Source organism: Pseudogulbenkiania ferrooxidans 2002, assembly GCF_000174355.1.
Lineage (GTDB): Bacteria > Pseudomonadota > Gammaproteobacteria > Burkholderiales > Chromobacteriaceae > Pseudogulbenkiania > Pseudogulbenkiania ferrooxidans.
Genome location: NZ_ACIS01000011.1, coordinates 48,051 through 72,363, shown reverse-complemented (window position 1 = coordinate 72,363; position 24,313 = coordinate 48,051). Strand labels below are relative to the sequence as shown.

The window sequence follows — 24,313 nt, the reverse complement described above, 5'->3', positions numbered from 1 at the left end:
GCCGAGTGGTGTTCGGGTGTGAGTGAACAGGCGATGGTGCCCGATTCGCGGCGCCGCGGCCAGACGTTCGTCACGCCTGCTTGAGGGCGGCCGAGGGGCGGCGGCTCGGCGAGCCGTCGCGCTCTGCTTTTAACGTATACAGAAAGTATTTTGTCGTAAACAGGAATTTCAATTTGTTCCAGAACCCTACTATCTACCTCACCAGCCGTGACAACACATCACAAGAGGAGAGAGTAAATGGAACTGGAAAGTCTGATCAAAATCGAGAACGGTGAGAAAGCCAAGCACACCTTCTCCGACGCCGAGTACGCCACCCGCCAGCGCAAGCTGCGCGAACTGATGGCTAGTCAGAACATCGACAGCGTGCTGTTCACCTCGTACCACAACATCAACTACTACGCCGATTTCCTGTACTGCTCGTTCGGTCGCAAGTACGGCCTGGTGGTGAGCGGCGACAAGGTGGTGTCGATTTCGGCCAACATCGACGGCGGCCAGCCGTGGCGCCGTACCGTCGGCGACTACAACGTGGTCTACACCGACTGGCAGCGCGACAACTTCTACCGCGCCGTGCAGCAGGAAATCCCCAACAAGGGCCGCGTCGGCCTCGAGTACGACCAGCTGCCGGTCGAGGCGCTGAACAAGCTGCGCGCCGCGCTGCCCTCGGTGGAGTTCGTCGACATCAGCGCCGCCACCATGCGCATGCGCATGATCAAGTCGGACGAGGAAATCGCCCTGATCAAGCACGGCGCCAATGTGTGCGACGTGGGCGGCGCGGCGCTGGCCGCCGCGGTGCGCGAAGGAGTGCCGGAACACGAGGTGGCGCTGGCCTCGACCCAGGCGATGGTGCGCGAGATCGCCCGCCGCTTCCCAGATTCGGAGCTGATGGACACCTGGACCTGGTTCCAGTCCGGCATCAACACCGACGGCGCCCACAACCCGGTCACCACGCGCAAGGTGCAGAAGGGCGACATCCTCAGCCTCAACTGCTTCTCGATGATTTCCGGCTACTACACCGCGCTGGAACGCACCATGTTCTTCGACCACTGCCCGGACGCGCATCTGCGCCTATGGCAGATCAACGTCGAGGTGCACGAGGCCGGCCTCGAGTTGATCAAGCCGGGCGCGCGCTGCGGCGACATCGCCAAGGAACTCAACAAGATCTACGAGAAGTACGACCTGCTCAAGTACCGCACCTTCGGCTACGGCCACTCCTTCGGCGTGCTGAGCCACTACTACGGCCGTGAAGCCGGCCTGGAGCTGCGCGAGGACATCGACACCGTGCTCGAACCGAACATGGTGGTGTCGATGGAGCCGATGATCATGTTGCCGGAAGGCATGCCGGGCGCCGGCGGCTACCGCGAGCACGACATCCTGGTGGTGCACGAGAACGGCGCCGAGAACATCACCGGCTTCAAGTACGGCCCTGAGCACAACATCATCAAGGCCTGATTCAGGAGCCTGTTCACGCTCTGTCGCGAGCGGCCCTCAGCGGGGTGAAGAGCAGCGCAGAAACCGGAATGTACTGGAGTACATGAGGATTTCGAGCAGCGCATGAGCCCCGATCAGGGACGCGCAGCAAGAGTGTGGCAGGTTCCCGGCAGTAACTCCGGCGGCACTCGCTTGCCGCCGGAGACAAAGACAAGAAATACAAAGGAGATAGCAGGATGTTCTCGCAAGATCAGATCATTGCGGGGTTCGATGACGCTCTGTGGAACGCGCTGGAGGCGGAACGCCAGCGCCAGGAAGACCACATCGAGCTCATCGCCTCCGAAAACTACACCAGTCCGCGCGTGATGCAGGCGCAGGGCTCGGTGCTCACCAACAAGTACGCCGAAGGCTACCCCGGCAAGCGCTACTACGGCGGCTGCGAACACGTCGACGTGGTCGAGCAGCTCGCCATCGACCGCGCCAAGGAGCTGTTCGGCGCCGACTACGCCAACGTGCAGCCGCACTCCGGCTCGCAGGCCAACGCCGCGGTCTACATGGCGCTCTTGGAACCGCACGACACCGTGCTCGGCATGAGCCTGGCGCACGGCGGCCATCTCACCCACGGCGCCAAGGTCAACTTCTCCGGCAAGCTCTACAACGCCGTGCAGTACGGCCTCAACCCGGACACCGGGCTGATCGACTACGACGAAGTGCAAAGGTTGGCCGAAGAACACCGCCCGAAGATGATCGTGGCCGGCTTCTCCGCCTACGCCCGCGTGCTGGATTTTGCCCGCTTCCGCGAGATTGCCGACTCGGTGGGAGCGTACCTGTTCGTCGACATGGCGCACGTCGCCGGTCTGGTCGCCGCCGGGCTGTACCCGAACCCGCTGCCGTTCGCCGACGTCGTCACCACCACCACCCACAAGACCCTGCGCGGCCCGCGCGGCGGCCTGATCCTGGCCAAGAGCAACCCGGAGCTGGAGAAGAAGTTTAGCTCGCTGGTGTTCCCCGGCATCCAGGGCGGCCCGCTGATGCACGTCATCGCCGCCAAGGCCGTGGCCTTCCTCGAAGCGCAGCAGCCGGAATTCAAGGCCTACCAGCAGCAGGTCATCGCCAACGCCCGCGCCATGGTCATGGTATTCCAGGAGCGCGGCTACGAGGTGGTGTCCGGCGGTACCGACGACCACCTGTTCCTGCTGTCGCTGATCAACAAGGGCATCACCGGCAAGGACGCCGACGCCGCACTGGGCCGGGCGCACATCACGGTGAATAAGAACGCCGTGCCGAACGACCCGCAAAGCCCGTTCGTCACCAGCGGCATCCGCATCGGCTCGCCGGCGATCACCACGCGCGGCTTCACCGAATACGAGTCGGCGCGCACCGCGACGCTGATCTGCGACGTGCTCGACCACCTCGGCAACGAGGAGGTCGTCGCCTCGGTGCGCGCCCAGGTGGGTGCGCTGTGCCGCGACTTCCCCGTCTACCAGCGACGCTGAGAGGCCGCCATGAACGTCAGCACATTCGACCTGTTCAAGATCGGTATCGGACCCTCCAGTTCGCACACCGTCGGCCCGATGATCGCCGCCCAGCACTTTGCCGAGCGCCTGCAGCAGTGCGGCGTGCTCCCCCAGGTGGCGGCGGTCGATGTTCGGCTGCACGGCGCGCTGGCCGCCACCGGCAAGGGGCATGGTACCGACAAGGCGGTACTGCTGGGCCTCGAGGGCAATGTGCCCGACAAGATCGACCCGGACTACGCCGAGGCCCGCCTGGCCGAGATCCGCGCCACGCAATGCCTCAAGGTGATGGGGACGCACCCGATCGTCTTCGCCGAAAAGGCGCGTCTGGTGTTCCTGCCGCGCGAGAACCTGCCGGCGCACACCAACGGCCTGCGCCTGATCGCCAGCGACGCCGCCGGCACCCCGCTGTTGGAGGAGGTGTACTACTCGATCGGCGGCGGCTTCGTGATCGACGCGGCCGGGCGCCGTCTCAACGGCCTGTTGCCGTCGCACCCGGTGCCGCACCCGTTCAAATCCGGGGTCGACCTGCTGCGCCTCACCGGCGAGAGTGGTCTGTCGATCGCCCAGCTGATGTTCGAGAACGAGCAGGCCTGGCGCGAGCCGGACGAAATCCGCCAGCAGTTGCTGGCGATCGCCGAGACCATGGCGGCGGCGGTCAAGCGCGGCTGCGCCACCGAAGGCGTGCTGCCGGGGCCGTTGAAGGTCAAGCGGCGCGCGCCCGAGCTCTACCAGACGCTCAAGGCGCAGTCCGAGGCCAGCCTGCGCGACCCGCTGTCGATGATCGACTGGATCAACCTCTACGCCATGGCGGTGAACGAGGAAAACGCCGCTGGCGGCTGCATCGTCACGGCGCCGACCAACGGCGCGGCCGGCATCATCCCGGCGGTGCTGCACTACTACACCAAATTCGTGCCCGGTTCGACCCAGCAGGGGGTGATGGACTTCCTGCTCACCGCGGCGGCGATCGGCATCCTCTACAAGGAAAACGCCTCGATCTCCGGTGCCGAGGTGGGCTGCCAGGGTGAGGTCGGGGTGGCCTGCTCGATGGCGGCGGCGGCATTGACCGCCGTGCTGGGCGGCACCCCGGAACAGATCGAGAACGCCGCGGAAATCGGCATGGAACACAACCTCGGCATGACCTGCGACCCGGTCGGCGGCCAGGTGCAGATTCCCTGCATCGAGCGCAACGCCATGGGCGCGATCAAGGCGGTCAACGCCGCGCGCATGGCGCTCAAGGGCAACGGCAAGCATTACGTCTCGCTCGACAAGGTCATCAAGACCATGCGCGAGACCGGTGCCGACATGAAGGTCAAGTACAAGGAGACCTCCCGCGGGGGGTTGGCCGTCAACGTCATCGAGTGTTGAGGTGAGATTATGAAACGTTATTCCATTTTCAGCCTGGTGCGTAACGGGCTCTCGTACCACGAGAACTGGCAACGCGCCTGGCGCAGTCCCGAGCCCAAGCGCGAGTACGACGTGGTGATCATCGGCGGCGGCGGCCACGGCCTCGCCACCGCCTACTACCTGGCCAAGGAGCACGGCATCACCAACGTGGCGGTGATCGAGAAGGGCTACCTGGGCGGCGGCAACACCGCGCGCAATACCACCATCGTGCGCTCCAACTACCTGTGGGACGAAGCCGCGCAGCTCTACGAGCACGCCCTGAAGCTGTGGGAAGGACTGGCGCAGGACCTCAACTACAACGTGATGTTCAGCCAGCGCGGCGTGATGAACCTCGGCCACTCCCTGCAGGACATGCGCGACATCGAGCGCCGCGTCGGGGCCAACCGCCTCAACGGCGTCGACGCCGAGGTGCTGACGCCGGAGCAGATCAAGGCGATCGTGCCCTGCATCAACCTCAACAGCCGCTACCCGGTGCTGGGCGCGTCGTTCCAGCCGCGCGCCGGGGTGGCGCGTCACGACGCGGTGGCCTGGGGCTACGCCCGTGGCGCCGACCAGCGCGGCGTCGACATCATCCAGAACTGCGAAGTGACCGCCATCCGCCGCGAAAACGGCGCGGTGGTCGGGGTGGAAACCACGCGCGGCTTCATCAAGGCCAAGAAGGTGGGGGTGGTGGCGGCCGGCAACTCGAGCGTGCTGGCGGCCATGGCCGACATCCGCCTGCCGCTGGAGAGCCATCCCTTGCAGGCGCTGGTGTCCGAGCCGATCAAGCCGGTCATCAACACGGTGATCATGTCCAACGCGGTGCACGCCTACATCAGCCAGTCCGACAAGGGCGACCTGGTGATCGGCGCCGGCATCGACCAGTACACCGGCTACGGCCAGCGCGGCAGCTTCCACACCATCGAGGGTACGCTGCAGGCGATCGTCGAGATGTTCCCGATCTTCAGCCGCGTGCGCATGAACCGCCAGTGGGGCGGCATCGTCGACGTCTCGCCGGACGCCTGCCCGATCATCAGCAAGACCCCGGTCAAGGGGCTCTACTTCAACTGCGGCTGGGGCACCGGCGGCTTCAAGGCCACGCCGGGCTCGGGGCACGTGTTCGCCCACACCATCGCCACCGACAACCCGCACCCGCTCAACGCCGCGTTCGCGCTGGACCGCTTCTATTCCGGCCATCTCATCGACGAGCACGGTGCGGCGGCGGTCGCCCACTGATCAGGAGAACCACCATGTTGCAGATTACTTGTCCCTGGTGCGGGGCGCGTGCCGAGAGCGAATTCAGCTGCGGCGGCGAAGCCGACATCGTGCGCCCGCTGGAGAGCGAGACGCTGTCCGACGAAGCGTGGGGCGACTACGTGTTCATGCGCAAGAACACCAAGGGTGTTCACAAGGAGCAGTGGTTTCACGCCTCCGGCTGCCGCCGCTGGTTCAACGCCGAGCGCGACACCGTGACCTACCAATTCATCCGCACCTACCCCATCGGGGCCGGCGCGTCGGGAGACTCTCATGGCGCAGACTAACCGTATCCCGCAAGGCGGCCGCATCAACCGCGCCGTCCCGCTGACGTTCCACTTCAACGGCAAGACCTACCAGGGCGTCGAGGGCGACACCCTTGCCTCGGCGCTGCTCGCCAACGACGTGCACTTCGTGGCGCGTAGCTGGAAGTACCACCGCCCGCGCGGCATCATCACCGCCGGCGTCGAGGAGCCGAACGCGCTGGTGCAGCTCGAATCCGGCGCCTACGAGGTGCCCAACGCCCGCGCCACCGAGCTCGAGCTGTACGACGGGCTGAGCGCCAAGAGCGTCAATGCCAAGCCGAGCCTGGAGAACGACCGCCTCGCGGTGAACCAGAAGATCGCCCGTTTCATCCCGGCCGGCTTCTACTACAAGACCTTCATGTGGCCGCAGAAGATGTGGCCGAAGTACGAGGAGTTCATCCGCGAGGCCGCCGGTCTGGGCGAAGCGCCGACCGTGCTCGACACCGACCGCTACGACAAGCGCTACGCCCACTGCGACGTGCTGGTGGTGGGGGGCGGCCCGGCCGGGCTCGCCGCCGCCTGGGTCGCCGGCCGCGCCGGCGCCCGCGTCATCCTCGCCGACAACCAGCCGGAACTGGGCGGCAGCCTGCTCCGCCAGCCGGCCAGCATCGACGGCCTGCCGGGGCTGGAGTGGGTGGCGCGGATCGAGTCGGAACTGGCGGCGATGCCCGAGGTCCAGGTGTTGCGGCGCAGTACCGTGTTCGGCTACCAGGACCACAACCTGCTCACCATTTGCGAGCGCAAGACCGACCACCTGCCCCTGGCGCGGCGCCAGGGCGTGCGCGAACGGGTGTGGAAGGTGCGCGCCCAGCGCGTGATCCTCGCCACCGGCGCCCACGAGCGTCCGCTGGTGTTCGCCAACAACGACCGGCCGGGGGTGATGACCGCCTCCGCGGTGTCGACCTATGTGCGTCGTTTCGGCGTGCTGCCGGGCAAGCGCGCGGTGGTGTTCACCAACAACGACCAGGCCTACCAGACCGCGCTCGACCTGTACGAGGCCGGCGCCCGCGTCACCGTGGTCGATCCGCGCACCGCCAGCTATGGCGACCTGCCGCAGCAGGCGCGCCGGCGCGGCATCGAGGTGAAGTACGGCACCGTGGTGAGCCATGCCAGCGGCGATCTGCGCGTCAGCCGCGTCACGCTCAGCCGTTACCAGGGCGGCCGCCTCGCCGGCGACGCCGGCAGCCTCGATTGCGACCTGCTGGCAATGTCGGGCGGCTTCAACCCGGTGCTGCACCTGTTCGCCCAATCGGGCGGCAAGGCGCGCTGGGACGAGCAGAAAGCCTGCTTCGTGCCGGGCCAGTCGGTACAGGCCGAAATCAGCGCCGGCGCCTGCAACGGCGACTTCAGCCTGGCCCGGGTACTGAGCGGGGCGGTGCAGGCCGCGCGCCGCTCGCTCGAGCTGGAGGGGTTCGCGCTGCCCAGGCTGCCGGCCTGGTCGGTGGAGGAGCAGGGCGAGGCCCCGCTGCTGCCGCTGTGGCTGGTCGGCGACCGCGACAAGGTTGGCCGAAGCGACAAGCAGTTCGTCGATTTCCAGAATGACGTCTCGGCCGCCGACATCTACCTGGCGGCGCGCGAAGGCTACCACTCGATCGAACACGTCAAGCGCTATACCGCGATGGGCTTCGGCACCGACCAGGGCAAGCTCGGCAACATCAACGGCATGGCGATCCTGGCCGAGGTGTTGGGGCAGAGCATTCCCGAAACCGGCACCACCACGTTCCGCCCCAACTTCACGCCGGTCAGCTTCGGCGCCATCGCCGGGCGCGAACTGGGCGACTACCTCGACCCGATCCGCAAGACCTGCCTGCACGAGTGGCACGTCGAACACGGCGCGCTGTTCGAGGACGTCGGGCAGTGGAAGCGCCCGTGGTATTTCCCGAGGAACGGGGAAGACCTGCATGCCGCCGTGGCGCGCGAATGCCTGGCGGTGCGCAACAGCGTCGGCATGCTCGATGCCTCCACGCTCGGCAAGATCGACATCCAGGGTCCGGACGCCACCACCTTGCTCAACTGGCTCTACACCAACCCGTGGAGCAAGCTCGAAGTCGGCAAGTGCCGCTACGGCCTGATGCTGGACGAGAACGGCATGGTGTTCGACGACGGCGTCACCACGCGCCTCGCCGAGCACCACTTCCTGATGACCACCACCACCGGCGGCGCGGCGCGCGTGCTCAACTGGATGGAGCGCTGGCTGCAGACCGAGTGGCCGCACCTCAAGGTGCACCTGACCACCGTCACCGACCACTGGGCGACCTTCGCCGTGGCCGGCCCGAACAGCCGCCGCGTGCTGCAGAAGGTGTGCAGCGACATCGACTTCGCGCCGCAGGCCTTCCCGTTCATGAGCTACCGCAACGGCACCGTGGCCGGGGTGGCGGCGCGCGTGATGCGCATCAGCTTCTCGGGCGAGCTCGCCTACGAAGTCAACGTGCCGGCCAACCTCGGCCGCAAGGTGTGGGAGGCGCTGATGGCGGCCGGTGCCGAGTTCGGCATCACCCCCTACGGCACCGAGACCATGCACGTGCTGCGCGCCGAGAAGGGTTACATCATCGTGGGCCAGGATACCGACGGTTCGGTCAGCCCGATCGACCTCGGCATGGAGGGCATGGTGTCCAAGGCCAAGGACTTCCTCGGCAAGCGCTCGCTGTTCCGCTCCGACACGCGCCGCCACGACCGCAAGCAGCTGGTCGGCCTCAAGCCGCTCGACCCCAAGTTCGTACTGCCGGAAGGCGGGCAGATCGTCGCGCAGCCCACCAGCGGCGGCATGACGCCGATGCTGGGGCACGTCACTTCCAGCTACTTCAGCCCGATCCTGGCGCGTTCCATCGCCATGGCGGTAATGAAGGGCGGGCAGTCGCGCCATGGCGAGCGAGTCTACGTGGCCTTGCGGGACGGGCGCAGCATCGAAGTCGAAGTGTGCAGCCCGGTGTTCTACGACGTCGAAGGAGGACGCCAACATGTCTGATCAGCTGATTCAGGAAGCCCCGCTGGTGGGCATCAAGTCGAAACTGGCCGCGGCCTTCGTCAAGGGGCCGAAAGACTTCGGCCTAGTCGAGCGCGCCTTCATGACCCACGTCACGCTGCGCGGCGACCCGGACTCGCCGGCCTTCCGCGGTGCGGTGGAAGAGGTGCTGCAGCTGGCCCTGCCCAGCGGCCAGACCATAACGGCTTCGGCCAGCGGCTGCAGCGCGGTATGGATGGGGCCGGACGAGTGGCTGATCCAGTCGGTCGAGGAAACCGGCCCCGAGCTGGAGCGGGCGCTGCGCCAGGCGCTCGCCGGCGAGCACCACGCCGTGGTCGACGTCAGCAGCGGTTACACCGTGTTCGAACTGTCCGGCCGACGTGTGCGCGAGGTGCTGGCCAAGGGCTGCCCGCTCGACCTGCACCCCAAGGTGTTCCCGGTCGGCTGCAGCACGCAGAGCCACTTCTTCAAGGCCGGCATCACCGTGTTGCACATCGCTGAGGAGCTGTACCAGCTGGTGGTGCGGCGCAGCTTCGCCGAGTACGCCTGCCTGATGCTGCTCGACGCCGCCGACGAGTTCATCCGCTAGCCGGTCGAGGCAGGCCCGCGGCGCGGGCCTGCCTCCCGATCAACCGTTTTTGTAGAAGGTTCCGACATGCAGCCTCAGAGCCACGCCGCCTCCCGCACCTGGGAGATCGTCATCGACGGGTTGGCGACCCAGACCGTGGTCGGCATCTACGACTACGAGCGCGCGCCGCAGCCGGTGGTGATCGACGCCGTGCTGCGCTACCGCCACCCCGGCCAGCCGCAGGATATCGCCGAGTGCCTGGATTACCACCGCTACTGCCAGGTGCTGTGCGCCTATCTGGAAAGCCAGCCCGGCACCGGCCTGGTGGAGCAGCTGGCGATCGACCTGCTGCAGTTGTCGTTCCGCCGCTTCCCGACCCTGGAACAGGTGGACCTGACGCTGTTCAAGCCGAACGCGGTGGAGGTGGCGCGCCGGGTGGGGGTGAGGGTGTCGTGGTCGCGCCAGGACTACCAGCACTGGCATGACACGCGCCGCGCCGACCAGGGGCAGCCCCGGGCGGTGGCCGAGCAGGCCTGACGGACCATGGAGAGAAACATGAAATCCAGCCATCCTTCCCACCCATTCAGCCTGACCCTGGATTGTCCGAGCGAAGCCGGCGAGGTAGCGTCCGCGGTCGAGTTCCTCGACCGGCGCGGCTGCTACATCGACGAGCTCGCCGTGTTCGACGACGAATGCCAGCAGCGCTTCTTCCTGCGCTGCATCTTCCACCATCGCGCCGGACAGGCGCTGGCGCTCGACGAACTGCGCCGCGATTTCGCTCCGGTGGCGGCGCGCTTCGGCATGCGCTGGGCGCTGCACGACCAGGCGGTGCGCCCCAGGGTGCTGATCATGGTGTCGAAGCTCGACCACTGCCTGGCCGACCTCTTGTTCCGCTGGCGCATGGACGAATTGAAGATGGACGTGGTCGCCATCGTCTCCAACCATGACACGCTGGCCCCGTTGGCCGAAGCCAACGGTATTCCCTTCCACCACCTGCCGCTCACCCCGGACAGCAAGCCCGAGCAGGAGGCGCGCCTGCGCGCGCTGATCGCCGCGAGTGGTGCCGAACTGGTGGTGCTGGCGCGTTACATGCAGGTGCTGTCGGCCGCCTTCAGCGCCGACTTCGCCGGGCGCGTGATCAACATCCACCACTCCTTCCTGCCCGGCTTCAAGGGCGCCAAGCCCTACCACCAGGCCTACGAGCGCGGCGTCAAGCTGATCGGCGCCACCGCCCACTTCGTCACCGATGAGCTGGATGAAGGGCCGATCATCGAGCAGGTGGTGGAGCGGGTCGACCATTCCTACGGTCCGGAGCGCCTGCTCGCCACCGGACGCGACGTCGAGTGCCTGGCGCTGGCCCGGGCGGTCAAGGCCTTCATCGAGAGGAGAGTATTCATCAACGGCAACCGCACCGTGGTGCTCTAGCCCGAGCGCGGCGCGCACGGGCCCCGATTCGGCGCGCCCGTGCCGTAGGCGTCCTGATGCCAGGACAAGGGATAACCGGTTTTTTTACCTAGAGGAGATCGTCACCAGAGAAGGAATGACGCAGCTGCAGCACCCCGTTTCCGAGCCATAGCACCCGTCCCGCCCATGCCTGGGCAGGACCGTGTTCAGCCCATCATGCCGGCCCGCCTCACAGGAGAAAGGGCGAGGTCGACGCATGGCTGGATCGGTCCGGATTGGTGGCGGGCACTGAAACGTTTGTCGAGAAATTTAGTAGTCATGTGATCCAAAAAGTTCACAAAAACAGAGCAATGAACCGGACATTCCGCACTACTACAATCAGTTTGGAGGAGAAACCAAATGCACGACAACAAAGCAAACAGAGGTCGCAAGACCCTGCCTAACCGCGGCTACGCCGCCGCGGGCAACGTCGGTACCTACCATGCCGGGGCCGACTCCGGCAGCACCCTGAAACGGGCCGCGATGGCCAGTTTCATCGGTAACTTCGTCGAGTGGTTCGATTATGCCGCCTACGGCTATCTCGCCACGATCATAGCCGTCGTCTTCTTTCCTCAAAGCGACCCGAAGACCGGTCTGCTGGCGGCCTACGCCGTGTTCGCCATCTCGTTCATCATCCGCCCGATCGGCGGCATCATCTGGGGTCACTTCGGTGACAAGATAGGACGACGCAGCGCGCTGTCGCTGTCGATCCTGATCATGTCGGCGTCGACCTTCCTGATCGCCCTGCTGCCGACCTACGCCCAGGTCGGCCTGTGGGCACCGGTCCTGCTTCTGGTCATCCGCCTGGTGCAGGGTTTCTCGGCGGCCGGCGAGTATGCCGGGGCGTCGGCCTTCCTGGCGGAGTACGCCCCCGAGGGCAAGCGCGGCTTCTATACCAGCATCGTGCCGGCCAGTACCGCAGCCGGGCTGCTGTTTGGCTCGCTGTTCGTGGCGGTGATGCACGCTGTGCTGACCGTCGACCAGCTGCACTCCTGGGGCTGGCGCCTGCCGTTCCTGCTGGCGGCCCCGTTCGGCCTGATCGGCCGCTACATCCGGGTGCGCCTGGAGGACTCGCCCAAGTTCAAGGAGCTGGAAGGCAAGCACCATGTAGCCAAGACCCCGATCAAGGAGCTGATGACCGTGCACCTGGGCAAGGTGGTGGTGGCCTTCGCCGTGACCTGCCTCAACGCCGTGGCGTTCTATCTGGTGCTGAGCTATATGCCGACCTACCTCTCCACCGAGATGGGCATGGGCGAATCGGAGTCGTTCATCGCGGCGTCGATCTCGCTGGCGGCTTACATCGGCCTGATCTTCATGATGGGCTCGCTGTCCGACCGTTTCGGCCGCAAGACCATGCTGATCCTGGCCTCGCTGCTGTTCATCGGCCTGACCCTGCCGCTGTTCCAGCAACTGCAGACGCTCGGCTTCATCGGCATCGTGCTGGTGCAGGTGGCGTTCGGCGCCATGCTGACGATGAACGACGGCACCCTGCCGTGCTTCCTGTCGGAAATCTTCCCGACCAAGGTGCGCTACAGCGGCTTCGCCTTCAGCTTCAATACCGCCAACGCCCTGTTTGGCGGCACCGCGCCGCTGGTGGCCACCTGGCTGATCCAGCAGACCGGCAACAAGATGGCGCCGGCCTGGTACCTGATGGCGGCCGCCGCGGTAGCGCTGGTGGCCATCCTGGTGAGCCGCGAAACCTCGCGCCAGCCGCTGGCCGACGAGTAAGAACCGCTTCGTGCTCCGGCGCCGCCGCCGGGGCGTGAACGGCTCTCCGCACGCAGCCCGTGCCGGCAGGGTGTCCGGCGCGGCTGCGCCTTCTTTCGCCGCGATCGGCCCCCCGGGTGCTGGTCGCGGCCCCTGCGTGCCGTAGCCGCAATCGTCCGCTGCCATGAATCCCATCCCGTCCTGTCTTTTTCGTCCGGCAGCCCGGAGCACACGTTACGGCGCCCAGCCCGCCACGGAGCGAAACCCTGTCATGAAGATACGTACCAAGTTGGTGCTGTGCTTCCTGCTGACTACCTTATTGCCGGTATCGTTCATCGCCACCTTGTCCATACTGCAGGCGCGCTCGGAAGCGATGCAGCATTTCATCGACGCCAGCAGCCGCGAAATCCGCCAGGTCGACAAGACCCTGAGCGGCGCGTTCCAGTCGGTATTCAACGATGTGGCATTCTTTGCCGCGCTGCCGCAGATGGCGCAGCTCGGCCCCGAGATCAGCAACTTCTCCACGCTCTCCGGCGAGCAGCGCATGGCCTCGGCCGGCAAGCCCGGCAACGAAGGCGAGTTGTTCCGGCTGTTCCAGCAGTTCGGCCAGAATCATCCTGACCTGGCCTACATCTATGTGGGTACCGAGCACGGCGGCATCGTGCAGTGGCCGGAAGGGAAAGTGAATGCACCGTATGATCCCCGCAAGCGCGGGTGGTACATGCAGGCCATGGCGAGCCCCGGGCGCAGCGTGCTGACCGACGCCTACTACTGGCCGGGCGACAACGCCACCATTGTCAGTGCGGCCCACGCCATCGAGCGCGACGGCCGCAAGTTCGGCGTGATGGCGATGGACGTGTCACTCAAGGGACTGACCGAACTGGTGCGCAAGATCCGCATCGGCGAGAGCGGCTTCCTGATGCTGGTGCAGGGCGACGGCACGGTGCTGGTCGACCCGCTCAAGCCCGAGCACAACTTCAAGAAGCTGGCTGAGATCGACGGTGGCGCCTACGCCGCGCTCGACGCCGGCCAGGTTGCCGTGACGCTGGGCGGCGAGGCGTACCAGGCCAACGTGATCAAGTCGCCGCTGTTGGGCTGGAAGTTCATCGGCCTGGTCAAGCGCGCCGAGATCTACGCCCACGCCGAGCGCATGGCCTGGACCATCGCCGCGATCAGCCTCGGCCTGGTGCTGGTGCTGTCGCTGCTGGGCGGCTGGCTCGCCGGCTTGATCGCGCGCCCGGTGCAGCAGGTCGCCGAGGGGCTGCATGCCATCGCCGCCGGCGACGGCGAGCTGACGCGCCGGCTCACGGTGACGTCGCGCGACGAGACCGCGACGCTTGCGCAACGCTTCAACGGCATTCTCGACACCATCCTGCACCTGGTGCGCCAGACCAGCCTCAAGGCCGGCGAGGTGGGTGAATCGGCCGGGCGCGTCGATCACGTCGCGCGCACCATGAGCCAGACGGCGCAGGCCCAGCTCGCGGTGCTGGAGAACGCCGCGAGCGCGGTCAGCCGCATGGCGGACAGTGCGGAAACGGTGGCGCGCAATTGTGAGCAGGCCGCCACCGCGGCGCAGGACGGTCAGCAATCGGTGCTGCAGGGCGAGCAGGTGGTGGACGAGACCGTGGCCAGCGTCGAAGCCCTGAGCGCCACGCTGCGCCAGGCCTCGGCGTCGCTGCAGGAGCTGGAGGCCGCCGGGCAGGACATCACCGCCATCCTCGAGGTGATCCGCGGCATCGCCGACCAGACCAACCTCTTGGCGCTCAACGCCGCGATCGAGGCGGCGCGCGCCGGCGAGCAGGGGCGCGGTTTTGCCGTGGTGGCGGACGAGGTGCGTTCGCTGGCGCAAAGCACGCAGCAGTCGACGCGCCAGATCCAGTCCCTGCTCGACAAGCTCGGCCAGGGCACGCGGCTGGTGGCCCGCGAAATGGCGAGCAGTCTGGCGCAGTCCGACGACACGGTGCTCAAGAGCGGCGCGGCACGCGAGGCGTTTGGCCGCATCTCGCAGTCGGTGCGGGTGATCCACGAGATGAACGCGCAGATCGCGCGCGCCAGCACCGATCAGCACCAGGCCACGGCGCGGCTCTCCAGCGACATCGAGCATGTCTGCGGCGCGGCGCACCAGGTGTCGCACCACGCCGACGAGGCGGCGAGCCACAGCGTGCAGCTGGTGGAGCTGGCGGGCGGGCTGGGCCAACTGGTGAGCCGCTTCAAGACCTGAGAACCGGTTTACGGTCTGCTGCGCTTTGGCGATACGGCGTTAAAAACGGCTTTGGAAGGCTCGTTTACACCTTGTAAACGCCGCTTCCTCAGCCGTTTTTGCCTTGTCTCGCGCTAGCTCGCGAGATCGTAAACAGGTTCTGAGCCTGGAGCCGGTGACCGCTGCTGGGGGCAGGGAGGAACAGGCTCAGCGAACGATTCGATGTTTCTCCCGATCTGTTGCTGTTGCACGCTGTCGATCGGGGCCATTGTTCCTGCCTGCTAAGGTTGGCCGAAGACGGCGTGCGGCCGGCCATTGCCGCCACCTTGGATGTGGCGCGTCAGGCCGGTCGCTGCTGTTAGCCGCGGGCCGCGCTGCCGATCCTCACCGGTTCGCCCGAGCGGGCGCTGGCGTAGATTGCGTCGAGGATTTCCATCACGATCAGCCCTTCCTCGCCCGGTGCCGGGTGAGGATGCTCGTTCAGGATCGCCTCGGCGTAATCGTGCATCGCCGAGTGCGCCGGTGTCGCCGCTGGATTGAGGCGCATGTCGAACTGCGCGCCGTCCTGCTCCAGGAAGATGTGCGCGTCGAAGGTGTAGCCCTCGCCGACGTTGTGCTGCAGCAGGCCGGCCCGGGTGCCAAGGAGGCGCGTCTCCATCAGTTCGGCTTCGCGGATATTGGCGGCCCAGGACGCTTCCAGCGCCAGCGTGGCGCCGTTGTCGAAACGGATCAGCGCGCAGGCCAGGTCCTCGACGTCGAAGTCCTTGCCGGATTGCGCCGCCAGCGGCCGCGCGATGTGGTCGTAGCTGCCACCCATTACCCAAGTCGGCTTGGGGTAGCCCATCAGCCACAGGGCCAGGTCGAGGCGGTGCACGCCGAGGTCGATCAAGGGGCCGCCGCCGGCCAGCGCCTTGGTGCCGAACCAGCCGCCGAAACCCGGCATGCCGCGCCGGCGGTGCCACACCGAGCGCCCGAAGTAGAAGTCGCCGAAGCGCCCGGCGTCCACCTGCGCCTTCAGCGCGCGCGACTGCGCCGAGAAGCGGTAGGAGAAGTTGATCATCAGGCGCTTGCCAGCGCGCTGTGCCGCGGCGAGCATCTCGCGCCCCTCGTCCGCGTTGAGCGCCATCGGCTTCTCGCACAACACGTGGCAGCCGGCCTCGAACGCCGCCAGCGTCAGCCCCTTGTGGTACTTGTTCGGGGTACACACGCTCACCACGTCGAGCCGCTCCGCCGCCAGCATCGCGTCGGCGCTGTCGTAGCGCGCCGCGATGCCGAACTGCTCGCCGACCTTGGCCAGCCGCTCGAGGTCGGGGTCGCAAATCGCCGCCACCTCCACCTGCGGGTGCTGCAGCCAGCCCTCGATGTGCAAGCGGCCGATGCCAAGGCCGATCACGCCGACGCGCAGGCGGCGGCCGTCGTCGGCGCGCGGTGCGTCTTTCACTTCCACCTTGTAGTCGTCGTTCATTGGATATCTCCCTTGCCTTGCAGGATGCCGACTTTGCCGAAGCTCACGGTCTTTTCGCTCAGCTTTTCCAGCGGCGGCGACATCGGGCAGCGATCGACGATGTTGACGCGCGGGGTGGCCCACTGCACCGCGTTGGCCAGCACGCGCTGCACGTTGGCGTCGTGGTAGGTCGGGTAGGCCTCGTGGCCGGGTCGGAAGTAGAAGATGCGGCCGTGGCCACGCTCCCAGCAGCAGCCGGAGCGGAACACCTCGCCGCCCTCGAACCACGAGATGAACACAGTGCTGTCCGGCTGCGGAATGTCGAAGCGCTCGCCGTACATCTCTTCGTTCGGCAGCTCGAAGTACTCGCCGAGACCGGCGGCGATCGGGTGCGACGGCTCGACCACCCACACGCGTTCCTTCTCGTCCGCCTCGCGCCACTTCAGCGAGCAGTTCGTCCCCAGCAGGCGGCGGAAGATCTTCGCGAAGTGGCCGGAGTGCAGCACGATCAGCCCCATGCCTTCCAGCACGCGGCGCTGCACGCGCTCCACCACGGCGTCGGACACTTGGTCGTGCGCCTTGTGGCCCCACCACAGCAGCACGTCGCAGCCGGCCAGGCGTTCTTCGGACAGGCCGTGCTCGGGCTCGTCGAGCGTGGCGGTGGCAATCTCCAGCGGCAGCGCGCCGGGGTTGAGCGCCGGCGTCTCGGCGAGCGCGGCGGCAATGGTGGTGTGCAGCCCGTCCGGGTAGATGGCGCGTGCCGCCTCGTTCTCCCGCTCGTGGCGGAATTCGTTCCAGACAATGACAGAAATCTTGGTTTTTAGCACAATGCTCCTCCAGGGTGGTTTCACCGCCAGGCAATAACCGAGTTCCGGTCTTCTTGGCTGGTGGTGCCGAATGGTGTGGTCCGACGTGAAAAAGAGTAGCCGTCCGTCGGGCCTTCTCTCAATCTGAAAGAGCGCGAAAAAACTGCGAAGAATGTCAAAAAACCTGGATTCATTGCCGCCGCCGTTCGAAGCGACCGTCCGGCAGCCGAGCCCGCGCCAGGCCGCGCCCGAACAGGCCCCCCGGATGCGCCGCGAGCTGGCGGCGTTTGTACACGGCCTGGCCGACGGAACCCGGCCCTTGCGGCTGCCCGGCGCGGCGGGTGAGTGGGCGGCCGGCGGCGACGGGCACTTCCATCTGGCGCCCGAGCTGTTCCTGCAGGTGGCGGGGTGGACGCGCTTCCGCTTTCCGCACGGTGAGCTGCGGCTGGGGCCGGGCGAGGCGCTGGTGCTCCCTCCCAAGCTGCTGCACGCCGAGCGCGTCGGTGCGGCGGAGGACGGCACGCCGTTCTGCAATATCGTGGTGTACGCCGAGGGGGCGACGCTGATCTGCCACATCGCCCACGAGGAAGCGCCGGGGCAGCCGGGCATCCTGCACCTGGAGGCGCGCCAGCATGCCCAGGCGCACGGCATTCACGACTGGCTGGCCGATGCCGCGCGCCTGGGGCGCAGCTCCGGTGCGGCGACGAACACGGAGCCGGCCTGGGCCGCAGCCCAGGCGCGAGCGCTGGTGGTGGCGGCCACCGCCGGGGTGCTGCGCGCGCTCGACGACGCCAGCGCCGACACCCGGCAGGAGCCGCCGCTGGTGGCGCGGGTGCGCGTTCTGGTGCAGAACCAGCTGGGCGATCATCAGCTCAGCGTGCGGCGTCTCGCCGCGCAGTCGGGCTGCACCGCGGATTACCTGTCGCACCTGTTCAGCCAGACGACCGGCGAACACCTCGCCGCCTTCATCAACCGCCAGCGCATGGAGCGCGCCGCCCGTCTGCTGGGCGAGAGCGCGCGGGCCGGCAAGGAGGTGGCGTGGGCTTGCGGTTTTGCCACCCAGAGCTACTTCATCCGCACCTTCCGGGCGCATTTCGGCGTGACCCCCAAGGCCTGGCGGGCGGCTCGGGAGCAAGGGACTGCGGAGCGCTCATAGCGATCGCTAGGGAGGGGCGAGTCGCCGTGCGCCGCCACGGTGCGGCCATCGCCGCGTGCCCGGCTCCAGGCCCCGGATCATCGCCCGGCACGCAGCGCCATGGGCTACAGTGAAGGGACGATACACCGGCTGACCGGCGTGCCGGTGGCGAGGGGGCAAGATGCAAAGCGGCAAACGTGAAGTGGCCATTCCGGTGCAGGAGGCCTGGCTCGAGGGGCACCTCGAGATTCCCCTGGGGGCGGTCGGCGTCGTGCTGTTTGCCCACGGCAGCGGCAGCGGCCGCTTCAGCCCGCGCAACAACTACGTGGCCGAGGTGCTGCAGGAGGCCGGTATTGCCACGCTGTTGTTCGATCTGCTGACGCGCGAGGAAGACCAGGTCTACCAGACGCGCTTCGACATCGCCCTGCTCACCGAGCGGCTGGAGGCCGCCACCGCCTGGCTCAAGCGCCAGCCCGACACCGCCGCGCTGCCGGTGGGCTATTTCGGCGCCAGCACCGGTGCGGCCGCGGCGCTGCGCGCGGCGGCGCATCAGGGCGCGGACATCGCCGCCGTGGTGTCGCGTGGCGGCCGCCCCGACCTGGCCGGCGCGGCGGCGCTGGCGCAGGTGCACAGCCCGACCCTGTTGCTGGTGGGCGAGCTCGACACCGAGGTGATCCGCCTCAATCAGGAGGCGCAGGCCCACATGCACAGCCCGACCTCGCTCGTCATCATTCCCGGTGCCACCCACCTGTTCGAGGAGCCGGGCACGCTGACCGAGGTGGCCGAGCAAGCCGCGCGCTGGCTGCGCTTTCACTTTGCCCCGGGCCATGCACCGGTGCCCTGAGGCACTTGCTCCGCGGCGCGCAGCCCGGCCCCGCGTCGGCTGCGTCGGGACGGGGCGTCTACAATAAAGCGAGATCGTGTTGCTTCGGGGTAAAAACCATGTCCCCTGCGTCTGTCATAGCGCTGTCGTCGCGCGATGCCCTGATCGTGGTCGACGTGCAGAACGATTTTCTGCCCGGCGGGCACCTGCCGGTCGGCGACGGCGACGAAGTGGTGCCGGTGCTGAACCGCTACATCGACATCTTCGTCGCGCAGGGCCTGGCCGTGTACGCCACGCGCGACTGGCATCCGGCTGGGCACTGCTCGTTCACCCTGCAGGGCGGGCCGTGGCCGGTGCATTGCGTGGCCGGCAGCGACGGCGCGCTGTTCCCGCCCACCCTGCACCTGCCGCGTTCCGCAGTGATCGTGTCGAAGGCGACGCAGGCGGAGCACGACGCCTATTCCGGCTTTGACGGCACCGAGCTGGCCGCGCAATTGCGACGTAGCGGCGTCGAGCGCGTGTTCGTCGGCGGGCTCGCCACCGACTATTGCGTGCTCAACACCGTGCGCGATGCCCTCAAGCAGGGCTTCACGGTGTGTCTGCTGGTGGATGCGATCCGTGCCGTCAACGTCGATCCTGACGACGGCATGCGCGCTGAGGGCGAGATGTGCCGGCTCGGCGCGCATCCGGTGGTGTTTCAGGATCTGGCGGCATGAGCGACTCGTCCGGCAGCGTGCTCCTCACCGACTGGTACCAGCTCACCATGCTGCAGGCCTATTTCGACGAAGGCATGGCGGAGACCGCGGTATTCGAATGCTTCGTGCGCAGCCTGCCGCCGGGGCGCGATTTCCTGATCGCGGCGGGCCTGGAGCAGCTCTTGCAGTATGTCGAGACCCTGCGCTTTACCCCCCTGGAACTGGACTGGCTCGCCGGCCAGCACCGGTTCAAGCCGGCGTTTCTCGATTACCTGCGCGACTTTCGTTTCTGCGGCGACATCGATGCCATGCCCGAGGGCACGCTGTTCTACCCCAACGAGCCGATCCTGCGCGTCACGGCGCCGATCGCCCAGGCCCAGCTGATCGAGAGCCGGCTCATCAACCTGGTGCATTTCCAGACCGTGGTGGCGTCGAAGGCGGTGCGCTGCGCGCTGGCCGCGCCGGGCAAGCGCCTGGTGGATTTCGGCTTTCGCCGCACCCACGGCGGCGAGGCCGGTCTGATGGCGGCGCGCGCCTGCTACCTGGCCGGGTACGACGGCACGGCGACGGTGCAGGCCGGGATGCGGTTCGGCATCCCGGTGTTCGGCACCATGGCGCATTCTTATGTCGAGGCGCACGCCACCGAGGTCGAGGCCTTCGAGCACTTTGCCCGGTCGCAGCCGGACAACGTGGTGCTCCTGATCGATACCTACGACACCGAGGCGGCGGCGCGCAAGGTGGCGGCACTGGCGCCCCGGCTGGCGCAGCAGGGCATCCGCATCGGCTCGGTGCGGCTCGATAGCGGCGACCTCGCCGCGCACGCCCGCGCGGTGCGGGCCATCCTCGACGCGGCCGGCCAGCAAGGCATCGGCATCTTCTGCAGCGGCAACCTCGACGAGGACGAGCTGCGTTGCCTGCTCGCCGCGGGGGCGCCGATCGACGGCTTCGGCGTCGGCACGCGCGTCGACACCGCCTGCGACAGCCCCTACCTCGACTGCGTCTACAAGCTGCAGGAATACGCCGGCACGGCGCGGCGCAAGCGCTCCACCGGCAAGGCGACCTGGCCCGGCCGCAAGCAGGTGTATCGCTGCTACGCCGCGGACGGCCGCTTCGACCACGACGTGGTGGCCTTGCTGGACGAACCGCCGCCGGCCGGCGAGCCCTTGCTGCAAAGCTGCATGCGCCAGGGGCAGCGCGTGGGCGCGGCGGTGACCCTGGCGCAAAGCCGCGACCACGTTGCCGCCCAGTTGCGCCGCTTGCCGGCCACGCGGCCGTATCGCGTCGAGATCAGTCCTGCGCTGCAGGACCTGGCGCAACAGCTCGATCGGGAAGAGCACTAGCTTTCTTCATGTACGGGCGGTGGCGAGCCTACGCCCCCGCATCCCCGCCATCCCCCGCCTGCCAGCGCAGCCGTTCGCCGGCCTCGATCAAGTCGGTGCCGAATTCGGCCGAGAGCGCCCGCATGCGGCGGCACAGCGCGGAGCGCTCGGGCTCCGGCGCGCACTGGACCCGCGCCAGCGTGAGCAGCGCCGGCACCAGCTCCAGCCGCGTCAGTCGGCCGTGTTCGAACGTCACCAGGAACAGGAAGCTCCAGTCGTTGCGCCACCACGGGTCGACCGCGTAGTCGTCGAGGAAATCGCCGGTGTCGTACAGGATGGGTTTGCCGTGGTGAATCTCGACGCCTTGGCACAGGTGGGCGCTGTGGCCGTGGAACAGGTCCACCCCCAGGTCGACGGCGGCGCGGGCGAAAGCGCAGAAGTGCGCCGGCGGGCGCTCGACCATGTTCGGCCCCCAGTGGCAGGACAGCACCACCAGCGCCGCACCGGCGCCGCGTGCGGCCCGCACCTGCTGTTGCAGCGCCGGCAGGCTGGCCGGATCGATCGGCAGGTAGCGCGTGCCGGGGCGTTCGCTCGTGGCGGCGAACGGCGGTTCGTTGTCGGTGATGGCGATCAGCGCCACGCGGCAGCCGCCGGCATCGACCAGCGCCGGCTGGCAGGCTTCGGCCAGGTCGTGGCCGGCGCCGGCGTGGGCGATGCCGGCGCGGTCGAGATACTGCAGGGTGTCGAGCAGGCCGGCCTCGTTGTAATCGAACACGTGGTTGTTGGCGAGCGCGACGGCGTCGATGCGCGCCACGTGCAGCACCTCGATCACCCGTGGGTCGGCGCGGAAGTGAAACACCTTGTCGGTGCGCGTCCAGCGCTGGCGGTGCCGGGTGATGGCGCATTCCAGGTTGACGAGGCGGGCGTCGGCGCCGCCCATGATCGCCAGCAGATCGCCCCAGGGCTGGGCCGGCGGGTTCTTGATCACGATATCGCTCACCAGCCGTCCCAGCATCACGTCGCCCGCCAGCGCCAGGGTGGTCATCGCGCTCTCCTTGCCGTTCGCTCCCACTTCATAGGCTAGTCCGCCGTGACGCCGGGCGGGCGGAAAGAGGCGGATTTTTTGGCGGCCGGTACGGGGGCGCGGCCGCCGTCGCCCGGACGGCTTCATATAATGAAGGATTCACGATGCCCGCTCCCGGACGGGAGCGGGGCGGGAGGCGATGCCATGGCCCCACCCGATGTGCCGGTGACGACGACAACGCCGCGCTACGGCTATTTCGACCACGACGCCGACCTCGGCATCGAGGCCTGCGGGGCGACCCCCGAGGCGGCGATGGAGGCGGCGGCCGAGGCGATGTTCGCGGTGATGACCGATCTCGCCGCGCTGCGCCCGGAGCAGCAGCTGGAGCTGGACTTCGACGAGGCCGACCCGGAGCTGGCGCTGGTGACCTGGCTCAACCTGCTGCTGGCGGAGGCGCAGAGCCGGCGTCTGGTGTGGTGCCGCTTCCGGCTCCAGCGCGACGGCAGCCGCTGGCATGGCGTAGCGGCGGGGCAACCGTGGACGGCGGAACTGGAGCGCGGCGTCGAGGTCAAGGGCGCCACCCTGACGCAGCTCTCGCTGACGCCGCAGGACGGTGGCTGGCGGGCGCGCTGCGTGGTGGACGTGTAGCGCTAGGGGGGGAGGAGACGATGGATATCGCGCGCTTGCGGCAGGCCGGACCGTACGAATGGACGCTGGCGCCGTCCCGCGCCGAGGCGGGCGGCGAGGTGCGGCTGTTCGCCGACGCCGAGCTGTTGCGCGGCATGGACGACAAGGTGCTGGAGCAGATCCGCAACGTGGCGCGGCTGCCGGGGCTGGTGGGCGCGGCGATGACCATGCCCGACGCGCACTGGGGCTACGGCTTCCCGATCGGCGGCGTGGCCGCCTTCGACGCCGACGCCGGCGGGGTGGTGTCGGCGGGCGGCGTGGGCTTCGACATCTCCTGCGGCATCCGCTGCCTGCGCACCGACCTGAGCTGGGAGCAGCTGGCGCCGCAACGGCACCACCTGGCCGACAGCCTGTTCCGCGAGATACCGGCCGGAGTCGGCGAGGAGGGGCGGCTGCGGCTGGCCGTCAGGGAGCTCGAACAGGTGATGCGGCAGGGTGCGCACTGGGCGGTGGCACAGGGTTTCGGCCCGGCCGACGATCTGCCCTACATCGAGGAGCGCGGTTGTGTCGGCGGCGCCGAGCCGGGCTGGGTGTCGGACCTGGCCAAGAAGCGCCAGCTGGGCGAGATGGGGACGCTGGGCTCCGGCAACCATTATCTGGAAGTGCAGGTGGTGGACCGCATCCACGACGAGGCCGCGGCGGCGGCCTTCGGCCTCCGGGTGGGGCAGGTGCTGGTGTCGATCCACTGCGGTTCGCGCGGGCTCGGGCACCAGATCGGCACCGATTACCTGCTGCTGCTGGCCAAGTCGGCGGCCAGCCTCGGCCTGACGCTGCCGGACCGCGAACTCGCCTGCGCGCCGATCCGCTCCGAGGCCGGGCAGCACTACCTGGGCGCGATGAACAGCGCCATCAACTGCGCGCTGGCCAACCGCCAGATCCTGGCTGCGCTGACGCGGGGCGTGCTGGCGCGCTATTGGCCGAGCGCCCGTCTCGATACGCTGTTCGACGTGTCACACAACACCTGCAAGGTGGAACGGCACCGCGTGGAGGGACGCGAACGCACGCTGTACGTGCACCGCAAGGGCGCGACGCGCGCCTTCGGTGCGGGCCACGCCGGCCTGCCCGACGCCTACCGCGCGGTCGGCCAGCCGGTAATCATCGGCGGCAGCATGGGTACCGGCTCCTACATCCTGGCCGGCAACCCGCCCGGGCAGAACCACGCCTTCGCCTCGGCCAGCCACGGCGCCGGGCGTGCCATGAGCCGCCACCAGGCGCTGAAGTTCTGGCACGGACGGCAGCTGCTGGACGATCTGGCAGCACAGGGCATCCTGATCCGCACTGGCTCGCTGCGCGGCGCGGCGGAAGAGGCGCCGGGGGCGTACAAGGACGTCGACCGCGTGGCGGAAGTGACCGAGGCGGCCGGGCTGGCGCGGCGCGTGGCGTTTCTGAGACCGAAGATCTGCATCAAGGGATGAGCGCTTGTGAATAAATCTGCTGCGCATCCCTGATCGGGGCTCATGTGCTCTGCGTGCAAATCTTGCATTCGCTCTGCGATGCGGAATCCTCATGGACTCCAGTCCATTCCGGTTCCTGTGCTGCTCTTCACCCCGCTGAGGGAGGCTCGCGACGATTTCTTTCACAAGCTTTGGGGCGGGGCTTCGGCCAACCTTCGA

Annotated in this window: 20 protein-coding genes; 17 read left to right on the top strand and 3 right to left on the bottom strand. The window is 67.8% G+C overall.

Annotated features, from left to right (window positions below; genetic code table 11):
- Positions 1-237 precede the first annotated feature (237 nt).
- From FURADRAFT_RS17655 to FURADRAFT_RS17605, 11 genes are all read left to right on the top strand, one after another.
- Positions 238-1,449 (top strand): M24 family metallopeptidase, encoded by a 1,212-nt coding sequence (locus FURADRAFT_RS17655; RefSeq protein ID WP_008955540.1) that lies wholly within the window; start codon positions 238-240, stop codon positions 1,447-1,449.
- 215 nt (positions 1,450-1,664) lie between these two features.
- The gene (gene glyA, locus FURADRAFT_RS17650; RefSeq protein WP_008955539.1) at positions 1,665-2,924 is read left to right on the top strand and encodes a serine hydroxymethyltransferase; all 1,260 of its coding nucleotides are present in this window, start codon (positions 1,665-1,667) and stop codon (positions 2,922-2,924) included.
- Between the two features lie 9 nt (positions 2,925-2,933).
- A complete protein-coding gene (locus tag FURADRAFT_RS17645; RefSeq protein WP_008955538.1) occupies positions 2,934-4,310 on the top strand; it encodes an L-serine ammonia-lyase in 1,377 nt (458 codons plus the stop codon).
- Positions 4,311-4,319: 9 nt separating this feature from the next.
- Positions 4,320-5,564, top strand: a complete 1,245-nt coding sequence (locus FURADRAFT_RS17640) for a sarcosine oxidase subunit beta family protein (protein WP_008955537.1) — start codon at positions 4,320-4,322, stop codon at positions 5,562-5,564.
- A gap of 14 nt (positions 5,565-5,578) precedes the next feature.
- Positions 5,579-5,869, top strand: coding sequence for a sarcosine oxidase subunit delta (locus FURADRAFT_RS17635; RefSeq protein ID WP_008955536.1), 291 nt, complete (start codon positions 5,579-5,581; stop codon positions 5,867-5,869).
- Positions 5,856-8,852, top strand: coding sequence for a sarcosine oxidase subunit alpha family protein (locus FURADRAFT_RS17630; RefSeq protein ID WP_008955535.1), 2,997 nt, complete (start codon positions 5,856-5,858; stop codon positions 8,850-8,852). The genes FURADRAFT_RS17635 and FURADRAFT_RS17630 overlap by 14 nt, the downstream gene beginning before the upstream one ends.
- The gene (locus tag FURADRAFT_RS17625; protein ID WP_008955534.1) at positions 8,845-9,438 is read left to right on the top strand and encodes a sarcosine oxidase subunit gamma; all 594 of its coding nucleotides are present in this window, start codon (positions 8,845-8,847) and stop codon (positions 9,436-9,438) included. The genes FURADRAFT_RS17630 and FURADRAFT_RS17625 overlap by 8 nt, the downstream gene beginning before the upstream one ends.
- Before the next feature lie 66 nt (positions 9,439-9,504).
- Positions 9,505-9,954 (top strand): dihydroneopterin aldolase, encoded by a 450-nt coding sequence (locus tag FURADRAFT_RS17620; RefSeq protein ID WP_008955533.1) that lies wholly within the window; start codon positions 9,505-9,507, stop codon positions 9,952-9,954.
- An 18-nt stretch (positions 9,955-9,972) separates the two neighbouring features.
- The gene (purU, locus tag FURADRAFT_RS17615; protein ID WP_008955532.1) at positions 9,973-10,842 is read left to right on the top strand and encodes a formyltetrahydrofolate deformylase; all 870 of its coding nucleotides are present in this window, start codon (positions 9,973-9,975) and stop codon (positions 10,840-10,842) included.
- Positions 10,843-11,220: 378 nt separating this feature from the next.
- A complete protein-coding gene (locus FURADRAFT_RS17610; RefSeq protein ID WP_008955531.1) occupies positions 11,221-12,588 on the top strand; it encodes an MFS transporter in 1,368 nt (455 codons plus the stop codon).
- 250 nt (positions 12,589-12,838) lie between these two features.
- Positions 12,839-14,788, top strand: a complete 1,950-nt coding sequence (locus FURADRAFT_RS17605; RefSeq protein WP_008955530.1) for a methyl-accepting chemotaxis protein — start codon at positions 12,839-12,841, stop codon at positions 14,786-14,788.
- 337 nt (positions 14,789-15,125) lie between these two features.
- Here the strand turns inward: FURADRAFT_RS17605 and FURADRAFT_RS17600 are convergent, their stop codons facing one another.
- Both FURADRAFT_RS17600 and FURADRAFT_RS17595 read right to left on the bottom strand, forming a co-directional pair.
- Positions 15,126-16,232 (bottom strand): Gfo/Idh/MocA family protein, encoded by a 1,107-nt coding sequence (locus tag FURADRAFT_RS17600; protein WP_008955529.1) that lies wholly within the window; start codon positions 16,230-16,232, stop codon positions 15,126-15,128.
- Positions 16,229-17,038, bottom strand: a complete 810-nt coding sequence (locus FURADRAFT_RS17595; RefSeq protein WP_008955528.1) for a ThuA domain-containing protein — start codon at positions 17,036-17,038, stop codon at positions 16,229-16,231. The genes FURADRAFT_RS17600 and FURADRAFT_RS17595 overlap by 4 nt, the downstream gene beginning before the upstream one ends.
- A 151-nt stretch (positions 17,039-17,189) precedes the next feature.
- On the opposite strand from FURADRAFT_RS17595, the gene FURADRAFT_RS17590 reads away from it, so the two are divergent.
- From FURADRAFT_RS17590 to FURADRAFT_RS17575, 4 genes are all read left to right on the top strand, one after another.
- Positions 17,190-18,173, top strand: coding sequence for a helix-turn-helix transcriptional regulator (locus FURADRAFT_RS17590; protein ID WP_236261625.1), 984 nt, complete (start codon positions 17,190-17,192; stop codon positions 18,171-18,173).
- Positions 18,174-18,333: 160 nt separating this feature from the next.
- Positions 18,334-18,996: a dienelactone hydrolase family protein gene (locus FURADRAFT_RS17585; protein ID WP_008955526.1), complete on the top strand. Its 663-nt coding sequence runs from the start codon at positions 18,334-18,336 to the stop codon at positions 18,994-18,996.
- Between the two features lie 98 nt (positions 18,997-19,094).
- Positions 19,095-19,691 (top strand): isochorismatase family protein, encoded by a 597-nt coding sequence (locus tag FURADRAFT_RS17580; protein ID WP_008955525.1) that lies wholly within the window; start codon positions 19,095-19,097, stop codon positions 19,689-19,691.
- Positions 19,688-21,010: a nicotinate phosphoribosyltransferase gene (locus tag FURADRAFT_RS17575; RefSeq protein WP_008955524.1), complete on the top strand. Its 1,323-nt coding sequence runs from the start codon at positions 19,688-19,690 to the stop codon at positions 21,008-21,010. Before FURADRAFT_RS17580 ends, FURADRAFT_RS17575 begins: the two co-directional genes overlap by 4 nt.
- Positions 21,011-21,038: 28 nt before the next feature.
- On the opposite strand, the gene FURADRAFT_RS17570 is transcribed toward FURADRAFT_RS17575, so the two are convergent.
- A complete protein-coding gene (locus FURADRAFT_RS17570; RefSeq protein ID WP_008955523.1) occupies positions 21,039-22,034 on the bottom strand; it encodes a CapA family protein in 996 nt (331 codons plus the stop codon).
- Positions 22,035-22,217: 183 nt separating this feature from the next.
- On the opposite strand from FURADRAFT_RS17570, the gene FURADRAFT_RS17565 reads away from it, so the two are divergent.
- Together FURADRAFT_RS17565 and FURADRAFT_RS17560 are read left to right on the top strand one after the other, a co-directional pair.
- Positions 22,218-22,661 (top strand): archease, encoded by a 444-nt coding sequence (locus tag FURADRAFT_RS17565; protein ID WP_008955522.1) that lies wholly within the window; start codon positions 22,218-22,220, stop codon positions 22,659-22,661.
- Positions 22,662-22,681: 20 nt separating this feature from the next.
- Positions 22,682-24,115 carry an RtcB family protein gene (locus FURADRAFT_RS17560; protein ID WP_008955521.1) on the top strand — a complete coding sequence of 478 codons (1,434 nt, stop codon included), beginning with the start codon at positions 22,682-22,684 and terminating at the stop codon, positions 24,113-24,115.
- Positions 24,116-24,313 lie beyond the last annotated feature (198 nt).